9 protein-coding genes are annotated in these 14008 nt (G+C 74.4%); 2 read left to right on the top strand and 7 right to left on the bottom strand.

From position 1 onward, the window contains the following. Positions 1–14: 14 nt before the first annotated feature. From FAF44_RS10450 to FAF44_RS10420, 7 genes are all read right to left on the bottom strand, one after another. Entirely contained in the window at positions 15–1028 is a 1014-nt protein-coding gene (locus tag FAF44_RS10450) for an ABC transporter permease (protein ID WP_237102868.1), read from the bottom strand. Then, positions 1021–2046, bottom strand: coding sequence for an ABC transporter permease (locus FAF44_RS10445; protein ID WP_237102867.1), 1026 nt, complete (start codon positions 2044–2046; stop codon positions 1021–1023). The genes FAF44_RS10450 and FAF44_RS10445 overlap by 8 nt, the downstream gene beginning before the upstream one ends. Further along, positions 2043–3548: a sugar ABC transporter ATP-binding protein gene (locus FAF44_RS10440; RefSeq protein ID WP_237102866.1), complete on the bottom strand. Its 1506-nt coding sequence runs from the start codon at positions 3546–3548 to the stop codon at positions 2043–2045. The genes FAF44_RS10445 and FAF44_RS10440 overlap by 4 nt, the downstream gene beginning before the upstream one ends. A gap of 163 nt (positions 3549–3711) precedes the next feature. After that, entirely contained in the window at positions 3712–4947 is a 1236-nt protein-coding gene (locus tag FAF44_RS10435; protein WP_237102865.1) for a TIGR02679 family protein, read from the bottom strand. Next, positions 4944–8993 (bottom strand): TIGR02680 family protein, encoded by a 4050-nt coding sequence (locus tag FAF44_RS10430; RefSeq protein ID WP_237102864.1) that lies wholly within the window; start codon positions 8991–8993, stop codon positions 4944–4946. Before FAF44_RS10430 ends, FAF44_RS10435 begins: the two co-directional genes overlap by 4 nt. Continuing rightward, positions 8990–10228 (bottom strand): TIGR02678 family protein, encoded by a 1239-nt coding sequence (locus tag FAF44_RS10425; RefSeq protein WP_237102863.1) that lies wholly within the window; start codon positions 10226–10228, stop codon positions 8990–8992. Before FAF44_RS10425 ends, FAF44_RS10430 begins: the two co-directional genes overlap by 4 nt. Further along, entirely contained in the window at positions 10225–11775 is a 1551-nt protein-coding gene (locus FAF44_RS10420; RefSeq protein WP_237102862.1) for a TIGR02677 family protein, read from the bottom strand. The genes FAF44_RS10425 and FAF44_RS10420 overlap by 4 nt, the downstream gene beginning before the upstream one ends. Before the next feature lie 136 nt (positions 11776–11911). Here FAF44_RS10420 and FAF44_RS10415 point away from each other — a divergent pair, with 136 nt between their 5' ends. Continuing rightward, positions 11912–12325: an SRPBCC family protein gene (locus FAF44_RS10415; protein WP_237102861.1), complete on the top strand. Its 414-nt coding sequence runs from the start codon at positions 11912–11914 to the stop codon at positions 12323–12325. Positions 12326–12507: 182 nt separating this feature from the next. After that, the gene (locus FAF44_RS10410; protein ID WP_237102860.1) at positions 12508–13926 is read left to right on the top strand and encodes an alpha/beta hydrolase; all 1419 of its coding nucleotides are present in this window, start codon (positions 12508–12510) and stop codon (positions 13924–13926) included. Positions 13927–14008: the final 82 nt, after the last annotated feature.

Genomic DNA, 14008 nt, shown 5'->3' with positions numbered 1-14008 from the left:
TGCCCTGCGGCTGATCACTCGGCCTGGGTGACGGGGGTGGCGGCGGGTCGCCGGCGACGTAGCCGCTCGCGGAGCAGGCCGGCGACGTTGGGTCCCACGACGGAGACGATGAGCAGGGATCCGGTGATGATGGTGAGGGTGTTGGCCGGGACGTAGGCCAGTTGCAGGGCGTTGCGCAGCGTGCCGAGCAGCACGACCGCGGCGATGACGCCGATCAGGCCGCCCCGGCCGCCGAAGATGGACACGCCGCCCAGCAGCACGGCGGCCACCACCGCGAGTTCGAGTCCGCTGCCGTTGTCGGCGCGGGCGCTGGCGTAGCGCAGCGTCCAGAAGACGCCGGCCAGCGCCGACATGGCCCCGGTGGCGACGAACAGCCAGAACTTCGTCCGGACGACGGAGATCCCGGCGAAGCGGGCGGCCTCGGCGTTGTTGCCCATGGCGTACAGGCCGCGGCCGATCGGGGTGGCGTGCAGGACGATCCCGAACGCCACGGCGAGCACCACGACCACGATGATCGCCCAGGGGATGGTCAGGCCGGGGATCGCGCCGATCGCGCCCGCCGTCCACTGCGGCGGGTAGTCGGCCACCGCGCGGTCGCCCAGCACGACGTACGCCAGCCCGCGGTAGAGGGCGAGCGTGCCGATCGTGACGGCCAGCGACGGCAGCCCGAACACGGTCACGAACAGTCCGTTGACCGCGCCGAGCAGGGCGCCCAGCAGCAGCCCGGCGACGACGAGCACGGGCAGCGACGTGACGCCCCACAGCCAGAGCTGCCCCATGACCGTGCAGGTCAGGCCGAGGACGCTGGCCACCGACAGGTCGATCTCGCCGGTGACGATGACCAGCGTCATGGGCAGCGCGATGAGCGCGATCGGGATGACCTCCAGCGTGACGAACCGCCAGAAGCGCGGGCTGGCCACGCCCTCGACGGTGACCGCGCCGACCGCGACGACCAGGACCAGGGCCACGAGCAGGGCGGCGTCCCAGGAGCCGACGAGCGAGCGCAGGCGCGAGATCCGCTCAGCCATGGCCCTTCCTTCCTCTCAGTGAGCGGGCCAGCCGCGCCGACAGCGCCCGGTCGAGGCCGATCGCGGCCAGGATGAGCGCGCCGACGGCGGCCCGCTGCCAGAACGGGCTGACCCCGAGCACCGGCAGCGCGCTGCTGATCGTGGTGAGCAGCACCGCGCCGAGCGCGGCACCGTACACCGAGCCGCTGCCGCCGAAGATCGCCACGCCGCCGACCACGACGGCCGCCACCACGTTCAGCTCGAAGCCGTTGCCGGCGTTGGCGTCGAGGGTGCCGAAGCGGGCCGCGTACAGGACGCCGGCCAGGCCCGCCAGCGCGCCGCTGGCGACGAACGCGGCGAACACCCGCCGGCCGACGGGGATGCCGGCCAGGCGGGCGGCGGCGGGACTGGAGCCGATCGCGTACAGTTCACGCCCGCTGCGGTAGGAGCGCAGGTAGTAGCCGGCGGCGACCAGCACCACCACGGCGAACAGCGCGAGCACGGGCACGCCCGCCACGGTCGCGCCGCCCATCCGCAGGAACCCGGGCGGCATGTCGGCGGCGTTGATCTGCCGGCCCGTGGCCCAGGTGTAGTCGAGGCCGCGGAAGACGTACAGGGTGCCGAGGGTGACGACGAGGGCGGGGACGCGGGCGGCGGCGATCAGCGCGCCGTTCACCGCCCCGCAGACGGCGCCGAGCAGCACGCCGGCCGCGAGCGCGACCGGGACGGGCAGGCCGGGGTTGGCCACGAGCAGGCTGCCCGTCGCGAACGCCGACAGGCCGAGCACCGAGCCCACCGACAGGTCCACGTTGCGGGTGATGACCACGACGCTCTGGCCGACCGCGAGCACGGCCAGGATGGTCGAGCCGAGCAGCAGGTCCTTGACGCCCTGGGCGGTCAGGAAGCGCGGGTTGACCAGCACCGTCACCCCGACGAGCAGCACCAGCGCCAGGACGATGCCCAGCTCCCTGACCACCAGGACGCGCTGGACCAGGCGGGCGCCCTCCCGCTCCCCGCCGAGCACGCCGGCCGCCGTCATCCGGCACCGCCCTGGCCGGTGGCGGCGAGCAGCACCGACTGCTCGTCGGCGCGCGTGCGCGGGAGGTCGGCGACCAGCCGGCCCTCGTGCATCACCAGCACCCGATCGGCCATGCCGAGCACCTCGGGCAGCTCGCTGGAGATCATCAGCACCGCGACGCCCTGCCCGGCCAGCTCCGACAGCAGCCGGTGCACCTCGGCCTTGGTGCCCACGTCGATGCCGCGCGTGGGCTCGTCCACGATGAGCACCTTCGGCCCGGTCGAGAGCCACTTGGCCAGGACGACCTTCTGCTGGTTGCCGCCGGACAACGTGGCGACGGGGTCGCTCAGCCGGGCGGCCTTGACCCGCAGCCGCTCGCTCCACTCGCGGGCCGCCGCCCGTTCGCCGCCGCCGAGCAGCAGTCCGAGCCTGCTCAGCGACCAGCGCCGGGTGAGGGTGGCGTTGCGCTCCACCGACAGCTCCATCACCAGGCCCTGCTGGCGGCGGTCCTCCGGGACGAGGGCCAGCCCGGCGGCGATGGCCGCGGCCGTGTCCCCCTTGGGCAGCCGGCCGCCGCCGGCCAGGACCTCGCCCGCGTCGTAGCGGTCGACGCCGAACACCGCGCGGGCCACCTCGCTCCGCCCGGCCCCGACCAGCCCCGCCAGGGCGACGATCTCGCCGCCGCGCACCGTGAAGGAGACGTCGTCGAACACGCCGTGCCGGGTCAGCCCGCGGACCTCCAGCAGGGGTTCGCCGGGAGCCGTCTCGGTCTTGGGATACAGGGAGGACACCTCGCGGCCGACCATGCGGCGGACGAGGTCGTCCACCGTGAGCCCGGCGGCGGGGTCGGTGGAGACCCAGCGGCCGTCCCGCATGACGGTGACCCGCCGGCACAGCGCGAAGATCTCGTCGAACCGGTGGGAGATGAACAGCACGGCCGCGCCCGACTCGCGCAGCGAGGCCACCACCGAGAACAGTCGCTCGACCTCGACCCCCGACAGCGCCGCGGTCGGCTCGTCCATGATCAGTACCCGCGCGTCGAACGCCAGCGCCTTCGCGATCTCCACGAGTTGCTGGTCGGCGATGGACAGCCCGCGCGCGGGACGTCCGGGGTCGAGGTGGATGCCGAGCCGGGCGAACAGGCCGGCCGTGGCCGCGCGCATGGCCCCGGCGTCGATGCGGCGCAGCGAGCGCAGGGGCTGGCGGCTCATGAAGATGTTCTCGGCCACGGACAGGTCGGGGAAAAGCGTCGGCTCCTGGTAGATGACCGCGATGCCGGCGGCGCGGGCGTCCGCGGGGCCGGACGGCCTCAGCTCCTTCCCGTCGACGGTCAACGTGCCCGCGTCCGCCGGGTGGGCGCCGGCGAGGATCTTCACCAAGGTCGACTTGCCGGCGCCGTTCTCGCCGACCAGCCCGTGGACCTCACCGGCCCGCAGGTCCAGCCGCACGTCCGTGAGTGCGTGGACGGCGCCGAAAGACTTGCTGACGTTGCGTAGTGAAAGGATGGGAGGTGATTCACGCATGCGCCCTCCGGCAACGTTTTGGCAAAACGTTTTAAGGTGCCCAGAACGTAAAACGGGCGCATGTTGGGTGTCAATACCTCGTCAATCCACGGGCGTCCGGGTAGATTTTCCCGTTTACCGTGGTATTTGTAAAAACGATTCAGCAATGCCGGACGAACGGCGCTCACAGGTCGTCGAACAGCCGTTCCGCCACGAGCTCCTCCGGCACCGCCACCCCGTGGGCGCGCATCGCGGGAGCCAGCCCCGCGTCCCAGGGCGCGTCGCTCACCGGCCCGAGGGCCGGGCCGGGCGGCGGGCGGTCCGCCAGCGCCCCCAGGTAGTCGGCGCTCGACATGCGCCACGGCAACGCGCCGGTCTTGGCCATCGTGTACGCGGCGATCCGCAGCCCCGCCCCGTCGAAGTCGCCGTGGCAGCGCAGCTCCGCCCCGGCCGCGGCGAGCGCGCGCAGCAGGCGGACGGCGGCGCTGTTGGGCCAGCCCGAGGTGCACACCATCGGCGGGCCCTGCGTCGTGCCGAACCGCCGCCTGGCCAGCGCCAGCACCGTCGGGTTCTCCACCACCCACACGGTCCGCTCCGCCGGCTCCAGCGCGCGCACGTCCCGGAGCTGGGCCAGGGTGATCACGCTCGGCTCGCCGTCCCAGGCCCGCAACACCCTGGCCAGGATGCCGTCCCCGGCGGGACGTAACCCGGCGACCAGCACCGTGGTGGACAGCGCGTCACAGGCCACGCCCGCCCGCGCCCACAACGCGCGCCGCGCCTCGGCGTCCTCGGGCGGCGGCACGTCGTACAGCAGGGACAGGGCCTTGAGCACCAGGGACGACAGCCGCGTGCCGTCGTCGAGGGCGTGCGGGTCGCCGGTCAGGCGGGCGGCCACCTCCGGCAGCGGCCGACCCGAGGCGGGCAGCGCGGCCAGCACGCCGAGCGCCCGCTCCATGAGGTCGCGACCGGCACGCGCGGCGGACAGCGTCAGCAGCGCCGGCTGGGCCGTGACCACCGGGTGGGCGGCGAACCAGCCGAGCAGCGCGTCCCGGTCCCGGCTGCGCTCGGCCCGCCTGCGCCCCCGGTCGTCGATCGGGCCGATCACCGCCTCGGCGACGGTGCGCGCGTCCAGGCCGCCGCCCAGCGCGGCGTCGAGCCGGGCCACCTCGATCGTGACGGCCGGGCCCGGGTAGCGGTCGAGGCCGAGCAGGTCGGCCACGGCGGCCTGCTGCGCCTGCGCCAGCCCGCGCACCCTGACCCGGCTGACCGGCCGGCCTGAGCAGCACCGCGCGTGCACCGCCGCCCACACCGGCCGCAGCTCCGCCGCCCACAACCGCTCCGGCACCCGCGCCGGAGCCCCGGTCCGCGGCGGCCCCGGCGTCGGCGCGGCCGGGGCGTGGTCGTGGTCGCCGCCGGTCATTCGGTGGGCACCGTCCGGTAGCCGTTCCACACGAAGCGGGCCGTGGTCACCGCGTCGTCGCCGTCCCCGGTGATGAGCTGGTGGATCGCGATCCCGTCCAGCTCGCGGTACTCGCACCACTCGTGGTCGGACGTCAGCACCAGGTCCAGCCCCAGATCGACCAGCAGGTCGAACACCTGCCCTCGGTTCGTCCGGTCCACCCCCACGAACACCTCGTCGAGCAGGATGAAGCGCGGGCACCCCGGATCGGTCCGGTAGTGCGCCGCCACGGCGGCGAACAGCGGCAGGTGCAGCGCGATCGCCTTCTCCCCGCCCGACAGCGCCCCGTGCAGCTTCCTGGTCAGGTCCTGCCAGCCGTGCCCGTCGCCCCGGTCGAGCTTGACCACGAACCGGTGCCAGGCCGTGTAGTCGAGCACCTTCATGAGCTGGTCCTCCCAGCTCGCCGAGGAGTTGTCGGCCCTGGCCTCCTCCACACGGTCCCGGAAGAAGACGTACAGCGCCTCCTTGTCGGCCTCCGACAGCCCGGCGGGGTCGCGCAGCAGCAGGTCGCGGGCGGCGCGGGTGCCGGCCGACTGGGTGGGATCGACCTGCCACACCAGCCGCACCGCCACCCGGGAGGCCGTGCGGACCCGTTCGAGGCGCTGGTTCATGCCCTCCACCAGGGCCGTCGCCTGCCTGATGCGGTCGGCCAGGTGCCGCCGCGTGTCGCCGGCCAGGGTGCGGTCGAACAGGTCGCGTTCGGCCTCGGTGATGTCGGAGCGCCGCTCGTCGCGCTCCTTGCGCAGCGCCTCGCTGAGCGCCGCCGCGCCCGCCCGCACGCCGTTGACGGTGGCGGTGAGCACCTGCACGTCGTCGTCCGGCGCCAGCTCCAGGTCGGCCCGGTCGGCCAGCACCTCCCTGGCGTGGTGGAAGGCGTCCTGCAGCCGCGCCTCGGCCTCCCTGACGTTCTTGTGCTCGTACGGCACCGACGCGAGCTGCTCGGCCGCTGCCCTGGCCGCCTCCAGCACGGCCCGCACCCCGGACTCGGGGGCCAGCGTGAGCGGCACCTTCGCGTCCACCGGCAGGTGCCCGGCGGCCAGGCGGCGGAAGCGGTCGGACACCTCGTCGCGCGCCCGTCCGGCCTGCGCGTGCTTGTCCTCGGCGGTGCCGAGCTCGCCCCTGAGCCGGCCGAGCCGGGCGTTGAGCCGCGCCAGGCCGTCGTTGACGGACTTGATCAGGCGGCGGCACGCCTGGTAGGCGTGCTGGGCGTGCTGCAGCCGGTCGAGGACGCGCAGGTGCTCGGCGCCGACCGTCGACTCGATCGCCGCCAGCCGCTCCGCCAGCGCCACGGCCGCGCCGGCCGCCTCCTCGGCGCGCTCGACGGCCTCGACGGCGAGCTGCTCGTACTCGGCGGCGGTCTCGGCCGACAGGCCGGCGCGTTCGGCGGCGGCACGCGCGTCGGCGCGGCGGTCGTGCCAGACGGTGCCGGTCGTCTCGGCGGTGCGCAGCGCCCGCTCCAGGTTGTCGAGCGCGGGCTGCGCGGTGGGCAGGGCGTGCCGGGCGGCCAGTTCGGTGAGGTGACGCAGCGACCTGGTGACGTCCCGCTCGCGCTCGTGCAGCCGCCCCTCGTACGCCCTGAGCTGGTCCTCCATCAGCGCCACCCGCTGCACGGCCTCGTCGTGGGCCTGGACCGCCTCGGCGTACGGCCTGCGGTCGGGCCTGCGCCGCAGCTCGGCGGTCAGCGTGTCGCGCTCGCGGTCCACCACGGCCAGCAGGTGGTCGCACTCGGCGATCCGCCCGGCCAGCTCGCCGAGCCGGTCGTCCAGCTCGGCGACGCGGCGGCGGCGGGCGCGCTCGCGGGCGGTGGCGCCGACGTACGAGGGCTCCGGCTTGACCCACCGCCCGGCCGCGGGACCCAGCCGCCAGGTGCCGTCGGCGCCGACGACCGCCGGGTGGTCGACCCCGATCGCGGTCGGCGCGAACGCGATGCCGGCCAGCACCGGATCGGCGGGCACCGGGGACTCGGCCTCGGTGACCAGCACGTGCGCCAGGCTGTAGCCGGGGGCGGGCTTGGACAGCGCGGCCACGGCGAACGCGTCGTGCTCCCCGGGGTCGAACCCTCCGTCGGGCCGCAGCCACAGGTCGAGCAGCCCCGACGCCTCGAGCGCCGCCTCCACCCCGGCCTGGGCGACGGGGTCGAGCCCGGACCGGAAGGCGACGGCCCGCCACAGCGGGACGCCCGGCCGTCCGGCCCTGGCGGCGGCGCCGCGGGTGTGCGGGACGGGCGGCTCCAGCACGGTCCGGTCGTTGAGGCTCTCGCGCTCGCGCGCCAGCTCGGCCCGCTCGGCGGTGAGCCCCTCGCGCCGGGCGCTGAGGTGCTGCTCGCGGGCGGCCAGTTCGACGGCGGCCATCGTGCGGGCCGTGGCGACCAGTTCGTCGGCCTGTTCGAAGTCGTCGGCCAGCCCGGCGAGGGTGCCGGGGTCGAGCTGGAGCTGGGTGCAGCCGCCCGCCCAGTCGGCCAGCCCGGCCGCCAGGTCGCGGGCCCGGTCGTCGCGCAGGCGGCCGGCCCGCTCGTGGGCCTCCTGGGCGGTGGCGAGGTCGTCGCGGGCCCGGTCGCGATCGTGCTCGGCGGCGGTACGGCGGTTGATCGCCTCCTCGTGCTGGATCGCGCCCGCCCGTACCTCCCTGATCTGGGCGGAGCGGCTGGTGACGGCGGCGCGCAGCAGCTCCCGCGCCCGGTGCACGGCCGCCTCGCTGTCCGGCCCCTCCGTCCCGTCGTGCGGGACGGGCCGGCCGGCGCGTTCCGTCTCCTCGTGGACGGTGAGCAGGCCGGCGCGTTCGGCGGCGTGGCGGGCCTCCGCGCGGGCGCGGTCGGCGAGCGCCGCCGCCGTACGGGCTGAGGCGGCGGCGTGGGCCGACACCTCCTGCTTGGCCGTCACCGCCCGCGCCGACTCCGCCGCCTGGTCGCGCAGCCGGGCCGCGGCCTCGTGCGCGGCCTGCGCCTCGGTGCGCAGCCGGTGCAGGTCGCCGCCCGCCTGGTAGGCCCCGCTCTCCTTGAGCCCGTCGATCTGCGCGGCGAGGGCCAGCTCCTGCGCCTCCTCCTCCCCCAGCCGCGCGGTGGTCGCGTCGAGCTCGTGCTCGGCCTCCTTCAGTGCCTCCCGCTTGGCCTTGACCTCGGCGGCCAGCGACTCCAGCGTGTACCCGGCCGAGGTCACCGCCGCGGCGGCGGCCCGCAGCACGCGCCGGGCGTAGCCGCGCTGGCAGCCGGCGAGCCGCTCGGCCTCCTCCACGTCGCGGTCGAGCAGCCGCAGCTCCTCGCGCTGCCGGTCGAGCCGCTCGAACCCCTCCGCGATCTCGTGGATCTCCCCCTCCCCCAGCGGCGGCAGCGCGCTCGACAGCAGCTCCGACAGCAGGCCGGGGTCGAGCCGTTCGGACAGCTTGGGCGTGCGAAGCTGGCGCAGCGCGGTCAGCAGCGAGTCGTAGCGCTGCTCGTTCAACGCCCGGTAGAGCGTCTGGCGCACGACGGCCCGGTAGGAGTCGGCCGACTCGTGAACCGTCCCGGACGGGCCGAGTTCCTCCACGAGCTGCGCCTTGGTCAGCGGCTGCCCGCCGTCACCGGTGAGCCGGACGCCGTCGGGGGTGTCGACGCGGGCGTCGGTGGTGAAGTAGGCGGCGGTGACGTTCTTGGTGTGCACGGTGGCCTGCAGCCGGGCGCCGCAGGTGAACCAGCGGCCGTCGGCGTGCCGGAACTCCAGCCACACGTAGCCGACCCGGGTGGCGCCGGAGGCGCCGTCGCCCATGAGGTTCCAGTGCATGGTGCGCTCGGTGCCGCCGAACGTGGACAGCCTGCTCGGCTTGAGGCTGGCGTCGAGCACGTACGGGAGCAGCAGCTCCAGCACCTTGGACTTGCCGCTGCCGTTGGGCCCGCGCAGCAGCAGCCGGCCCCGGTGGAACTCGAACACCTCGTCGTAGTAGCGCCAGACGTTCAGGATCCCCGCGCGGACGGGGATCCAGCGGGCCTCCACCCCCTGCGCGCCGCGCGGGGCTGCGAGCTCGGTGACTGTCACGAATCCTCCTGTACGGCGCGATCGACGCGGTAGCGGGCCGCGGCGGGCAGGGCGGCGATCCGGTCACCGCTGCGGCGGGCCAGCCCGAACAGCGTGAGCACCTCCAGCGCGTCGGCGGCCAGCCGCGGCCCGCCGCCGTCGGACTGGTACGCCTTGGCCCACTGCGGGAAGCGCCGCAGCAGCCCGGCGGCCTCGGCGTCGAGCCGGCCGGCGGTGACCGGGCCCGCGGTGACCAGCAGGTCGAGCAGGAGCAGGGCGGCCACCTTGGCGTGGCCGCCGTCGTCGGGGAACCTGACGTCGGTGGCGATGGCGTCGGGATCGACGAGCAGGAAGCCCTCGGCCCGCTCCTCCAGCACGAACCCGGCCTCCTCGGCGGCCCTGCGCAGGATCTGGCGGCCGGTGAGCGAGGCGGCGTAGGCGGACTGGGCGGGGGTGAGCTCGTCGCGGTAGACGACGGGCTCGTCGAGCAGGCGGCGGATGAGGGAGTGGCGGGCCCACAGGTTGCGCTGGGTCTCGGTGGGCTCGTCGCCGCCGTACCTGGCCTCGGTGGTCAGCGCCGCCGGCACGCCCCGCGCGCCGTCGGGATCGGCCGCCGTGTCCTGCCAGGCGTCGTGGCCGGGCAGCGCGGCGGCCACCCTGGACGGTGGCACGGGGGCGGCCAGCAGCCGGATCACCCTGGTGGTGTCCACCCGGTAGAGCACCTTGGCGTCCTCGTCGGCCAGGTAGGCGTCGGTGGCGCCGTCCATGGCGACGAGCGCGCCGTAGTGTTCGAGCAGCCTGAGCGCGTCCACGAAGGCGGCCCGCTCGTCGTTCCTGACCGGGTCGAACGCGGGCACGTCCGGCTCGACGGCGGCGGCCTGCACCACCCGCTGGGCCAGCATCCCGATCGTGGTGACCGGGGAGGTGAGCAGTTCGGCCGCGCACAGGCACAGCAGCGTGTAGCGGCGGCGGTCGAACGGCGCGCGGGTGGTGCGGCGACGCCGGGCGGGCCGGGTCGCGCCCGGCGTCGAGCCGATCTTGACCAGCCGGGCGTAGCCCTGGCGTGGCTCCACGACCAGCCGCCAGCCGCAGAAGTAGTCGAACCACTGGATCAGCGGTTGCCGCCGCTTCCTGATCAGGTCGAAGGCGGCGGGGTCGTCGTGCAGGGACACTAGGGGCCGGCCGAGCAAGGTCCGGACGGCCCGCGCGATCTCCTCCTTCTCGGCCCTGACGAGCTGGTTGGCCAGGCTGCTCATGCGCCCGCCGCCCGCCCGTGGTCCCGCGCCTCGCCCAGGGCGCGCACGTCGATGAGGTAGTCGGGCCCCCGGAACCAGCCCTCGGACGTGCGCAGCACCGCCACGGCACCGTCGTCGGGCGCGCGCAGCACGATCTCCACCCTGCCGTCGGAGGTGACCGCCCGCCGGAAGCCGGTGGAGTCGGGCCGTTCGGCCAGGGCCCGTCCGAGCAGGTCGAGCAGCCGGCCGAACGTGTCGTGGTCGAGCTTGCCGAGTTGCGACAGCCGCAGCGCGCCCGTCGTGGCCAGGGCCGTCCACGCGGCCTCCAGTTCGGCCCGCTCCTTCTCGGCCCGCGCCCGGCGCTCGGCGCGGACGGCGGCCACGTCGCGCACCTTCCCCGTGCGTCCCATGCGTTCCGTGCGTCCCCGTGAGCGCAGCAGGGCCGACACCTCGACCGGTTGGGCCTGCGCCCACGGCACCCCGGCCGGGATCAGCTCGGCGTCGGCGTGCCCGAGGTGGGCGTGCCTGGCCGGGCCGAGCCCGAACGCCGCCTCCCACAGCCGGTGCGCGTCGTCCTCGCCGGGCGCGGTGGCGAACCAGCGGGCCAGCGTGCGGAAGTCGGCGGCGGCGCTGGAGGAGCGGCGGCGCGAGTCGGTGATCCGGTCGAGCACCTGCAGCAGTGACACGATGGCCCGCCGCGCCACGTCGTGGAGCTGCCGCACCCGAGGCACGCCGGGCTCGTCTCCCGGGGCGAACCAGGCGCGCAGCCCCTCCCAGCGCGCCGCCCGCACCGCCAGCCACGCGGTGGCGTGGTCGGTTCCGGGCACCTTCGGCAGGTCGGCCCCGTCGAGCGCGCGGGCGTGCAGCACGCTGACGCCGTGCCGCGCGAGCGCCCGCAGCGCGGTGGCGATGGTGTCGCCGCGCTGCTCCAGGTTGGTCACGAACTCCTGGAGGTAGGCCACCGTGGCGGCCTTGACCTCGTGGAACGTGGCCAGGTCGGCGCCTTCGACCCGGAGCAGCCGCTGCAGCTCGCCGTTGAACTGCTTGGTGTTGCCGCGCAGGCCGTCGAGGTGCCCCTCCAGCTCCTGGAGGCTGGTGAAGATCCGCCGGTTGCGCCCGGGGTCGGGGTCGCGCAGCAGCTCCTCCAGCTCGCCCAGCCGGTCGGCGATGGCGTCGAGCACGGCCGTCTGCAGCGCGCCGGCCGAGGCCAGCATCCCCATGGCGTGCTGCACGCCGGCGAAGGCGGCCTCGCCGCGCCTGGTCAGGGAGTACTGGAGGTTCTTGCGCTCGTACTCCTCGGCGGTGGCGAAGCTGCCGGCGTGGTTGAAGATCACGTCGAGCAGGCCCCAGCCCGCGAGCTGTTTGAGCGTCGCGGCCAGGTCCTGCTCGCCGACCGGCGCGTACCAGCCCACCGTGCGCAGCCGCTCGCGCACCTCTTCGACGGTCAGGGCGGTCTCGAGCCGCTCGTTGGCCTCGCCGAAGGCGTACAGGACCGCGGTGTGCAGGTCTGCCCGCTCGGTGGTGGTGAACCGGAACATCTCCGGCGGCACCCGTGGCGGCTCCGCCATCGCCCCTCTCCCCTCACCGCTCGACTACCCGCGCACGCAACGGTAGCGGGAGACACCTCCGTGACGACCGCTGTTTGCGACCAGATCACAGGGGTACGGCGCTGGAATTGGAACTCGGGGGGCACTGGGGGACGGTATGGCGGAGTTCGAGGCGACCCGCGGGATGCCGGCGGAGAGCATGGTGGTCTTCGGGGTCGCGTCCGACGTCGAGATCATGGACCGGTGGCTGCCGCGCGGGTTGTCGGTGCACGGCAGCGGGCCCGGCACGATCGAGGCCGACGGCTCGCTGGTGCCCGGCGCGGGCCGGCACGAGGGGCTGTTCCGCGCCTCGGAGGAGCAGCTCCGGGTGGAGTGGGGCGGGCGCGACCATCCCGGTTACGCGGGGTGGCTGCAGGTGTCCGACTCAGCCGGCGGCCTCAGCGAGGTGACGGTGCACCTGAGCCTGCTCGACGAGACCGAGCCGGGCAGCCGGGCCGGCGAGGTGCGCGCGCTGCTGGAGCGCTCGCTCGACCGGCTGGCCGACGAGGTGCGCAGGCGCGTCTCGGGCTGACATTCTTTACCCGCGCGCATTTCCGCCGAATAGATTTACCCAGGCGGCTCCGGGACGGCGTACCCGGGGCTGCGCCCGTCTGTCGCGGAGACATTTCGTGCGATGGATCTTTTGCGGTTTGCCATGGTTGCGGCACAGCGCCTATAAAGAATGCCGAAACTGTCGCCAACCATTGTTCTCCCATGCGCCGACTGAGCAAAGTCCTTTCTCCCGTCCTCGCCGCCCTGATGGCCGTCCCCGCCCTGGCCGGGACGGCGTCCGCCGCCGCGCCGGGCCGTCTCGACTCCTTCTACGACCAGCGTCCGGCCTGGTCGGAATGTGGCGACGGGTACGACTGCGCGAAACTGACGGTGCCGCTCGACTACGGGAAGCCCGCCGACGAGCAGATCGGGATCAGCATGGTCCGGCTGCCCGCCACGGGGCCGAAGATCGGCTCGATCGTGCTGAATTTCGGCGGCCCCGGCGGGTCCGGCGTGGCCGCCATGAAGGCGAGCAAGGACATCGTCTCCCCCGCCGTCAGGGCGCGTTTCGACGTCGTCAGCTTCGACCCGCGCGGGGTCGGCGAGTCGTCGCCGGTGCGTTGTCTCGACACCGCCGATCTCGACGCCTACTTCGCGCTCGACCCGACCCCCGACACGAAGGCCGAAGTACGGAAGGCCGAGGACTGGGACAAGCGGTTCGCGAAATCCTGCGCGAAGAACTCGGGCAAGCGGCTGCTGGCTCATGTCGGCACCGTGGACGCGGCCCGCGACATGGACGTCATGCGGGCCGCGCTCGGCGACCAGCGGCTGACGTACCTGGGTTTCTCCTACGGCACCTACCTGGGCTCCATCTACGCCGACCAGTTCCCGAAGCGGGTGCGCGCGATGGTGCTGGACGGCGCCGAGGACCCCGCCCAGGACGCCTCCGACTTCGCCGCCGACCAGGACGCGGGCTTCCGGGTGGCGACGGAGTCGTTCCTGAAGGACTGCTTCACGGCCGGCGACTGCCCGTTCGGCACGCACACGGTCAAGGCCGCCGCCAAGCGGCTCGAGCGGCTCTACGAGGGGGCCGACCGGTCGCCGCTGCGCAACGGGCACGACGACAGGCCGGTCAGCGAGGCCGTCGTACGGGCCGCCGTCGACTACTCCATGTACTCGACCGCCACCTGGCCGCGGCTGCGCCAGGCGCTGACGGACGCCTTCCGCGGCGACGGCACGAAGCTGCTGCAGTTGGCCGACGAGAGCAACGGGCGGCGCACCGACGGTCGCTACGACAACGGCTTCGAGGCCCTCATGGCCATCAGTTGCGTGGACCATCCGGAGAACGGGTGCCCGTACTGGCCGGTCAAGGGCAGCCGGTACCCGAGGAAGGTGCGCGCCGAGGGCTCGCCGCCGATCGTGGTGGTGGGCACGACGCGGGACCCGGCGACGCCGTACAAGCAGGCCGAGTCGCTGGCCGGGCAGCTCGCGCACGGCGTGCTGCTGACGAACGACGCCGACGGCCACACGGGCTACCGCCGCGGCTCGGACTGCCTGGACCGCAAGGTGGACCAGTACCTGATCACGGCGCGGGCCCCGCAGGCCGGTCAGTGCCGCGACGCGCCGCACCCGCGGTCCTGACACGACGACCCTGCACCAGTCCCACACCGAGGTGTGGGACTGGTGACGTTCGGGTCAACCCTGGCCGCGCCTGCGTGATGAC

This window comes from Nonomuraea sp. MG754425 (genome assembly GCF_021699195.1).
Classification (GTDB): Bacteria; Actinomycetota; Actinomycetes; order Streptosporangiales; family Streptosporangiaceae; genus Nonomuraea.
Note: the sequence above shows the minus strand (reverse complement) of the source record. Positions and strands in the feature narration are given on the sequence as shown.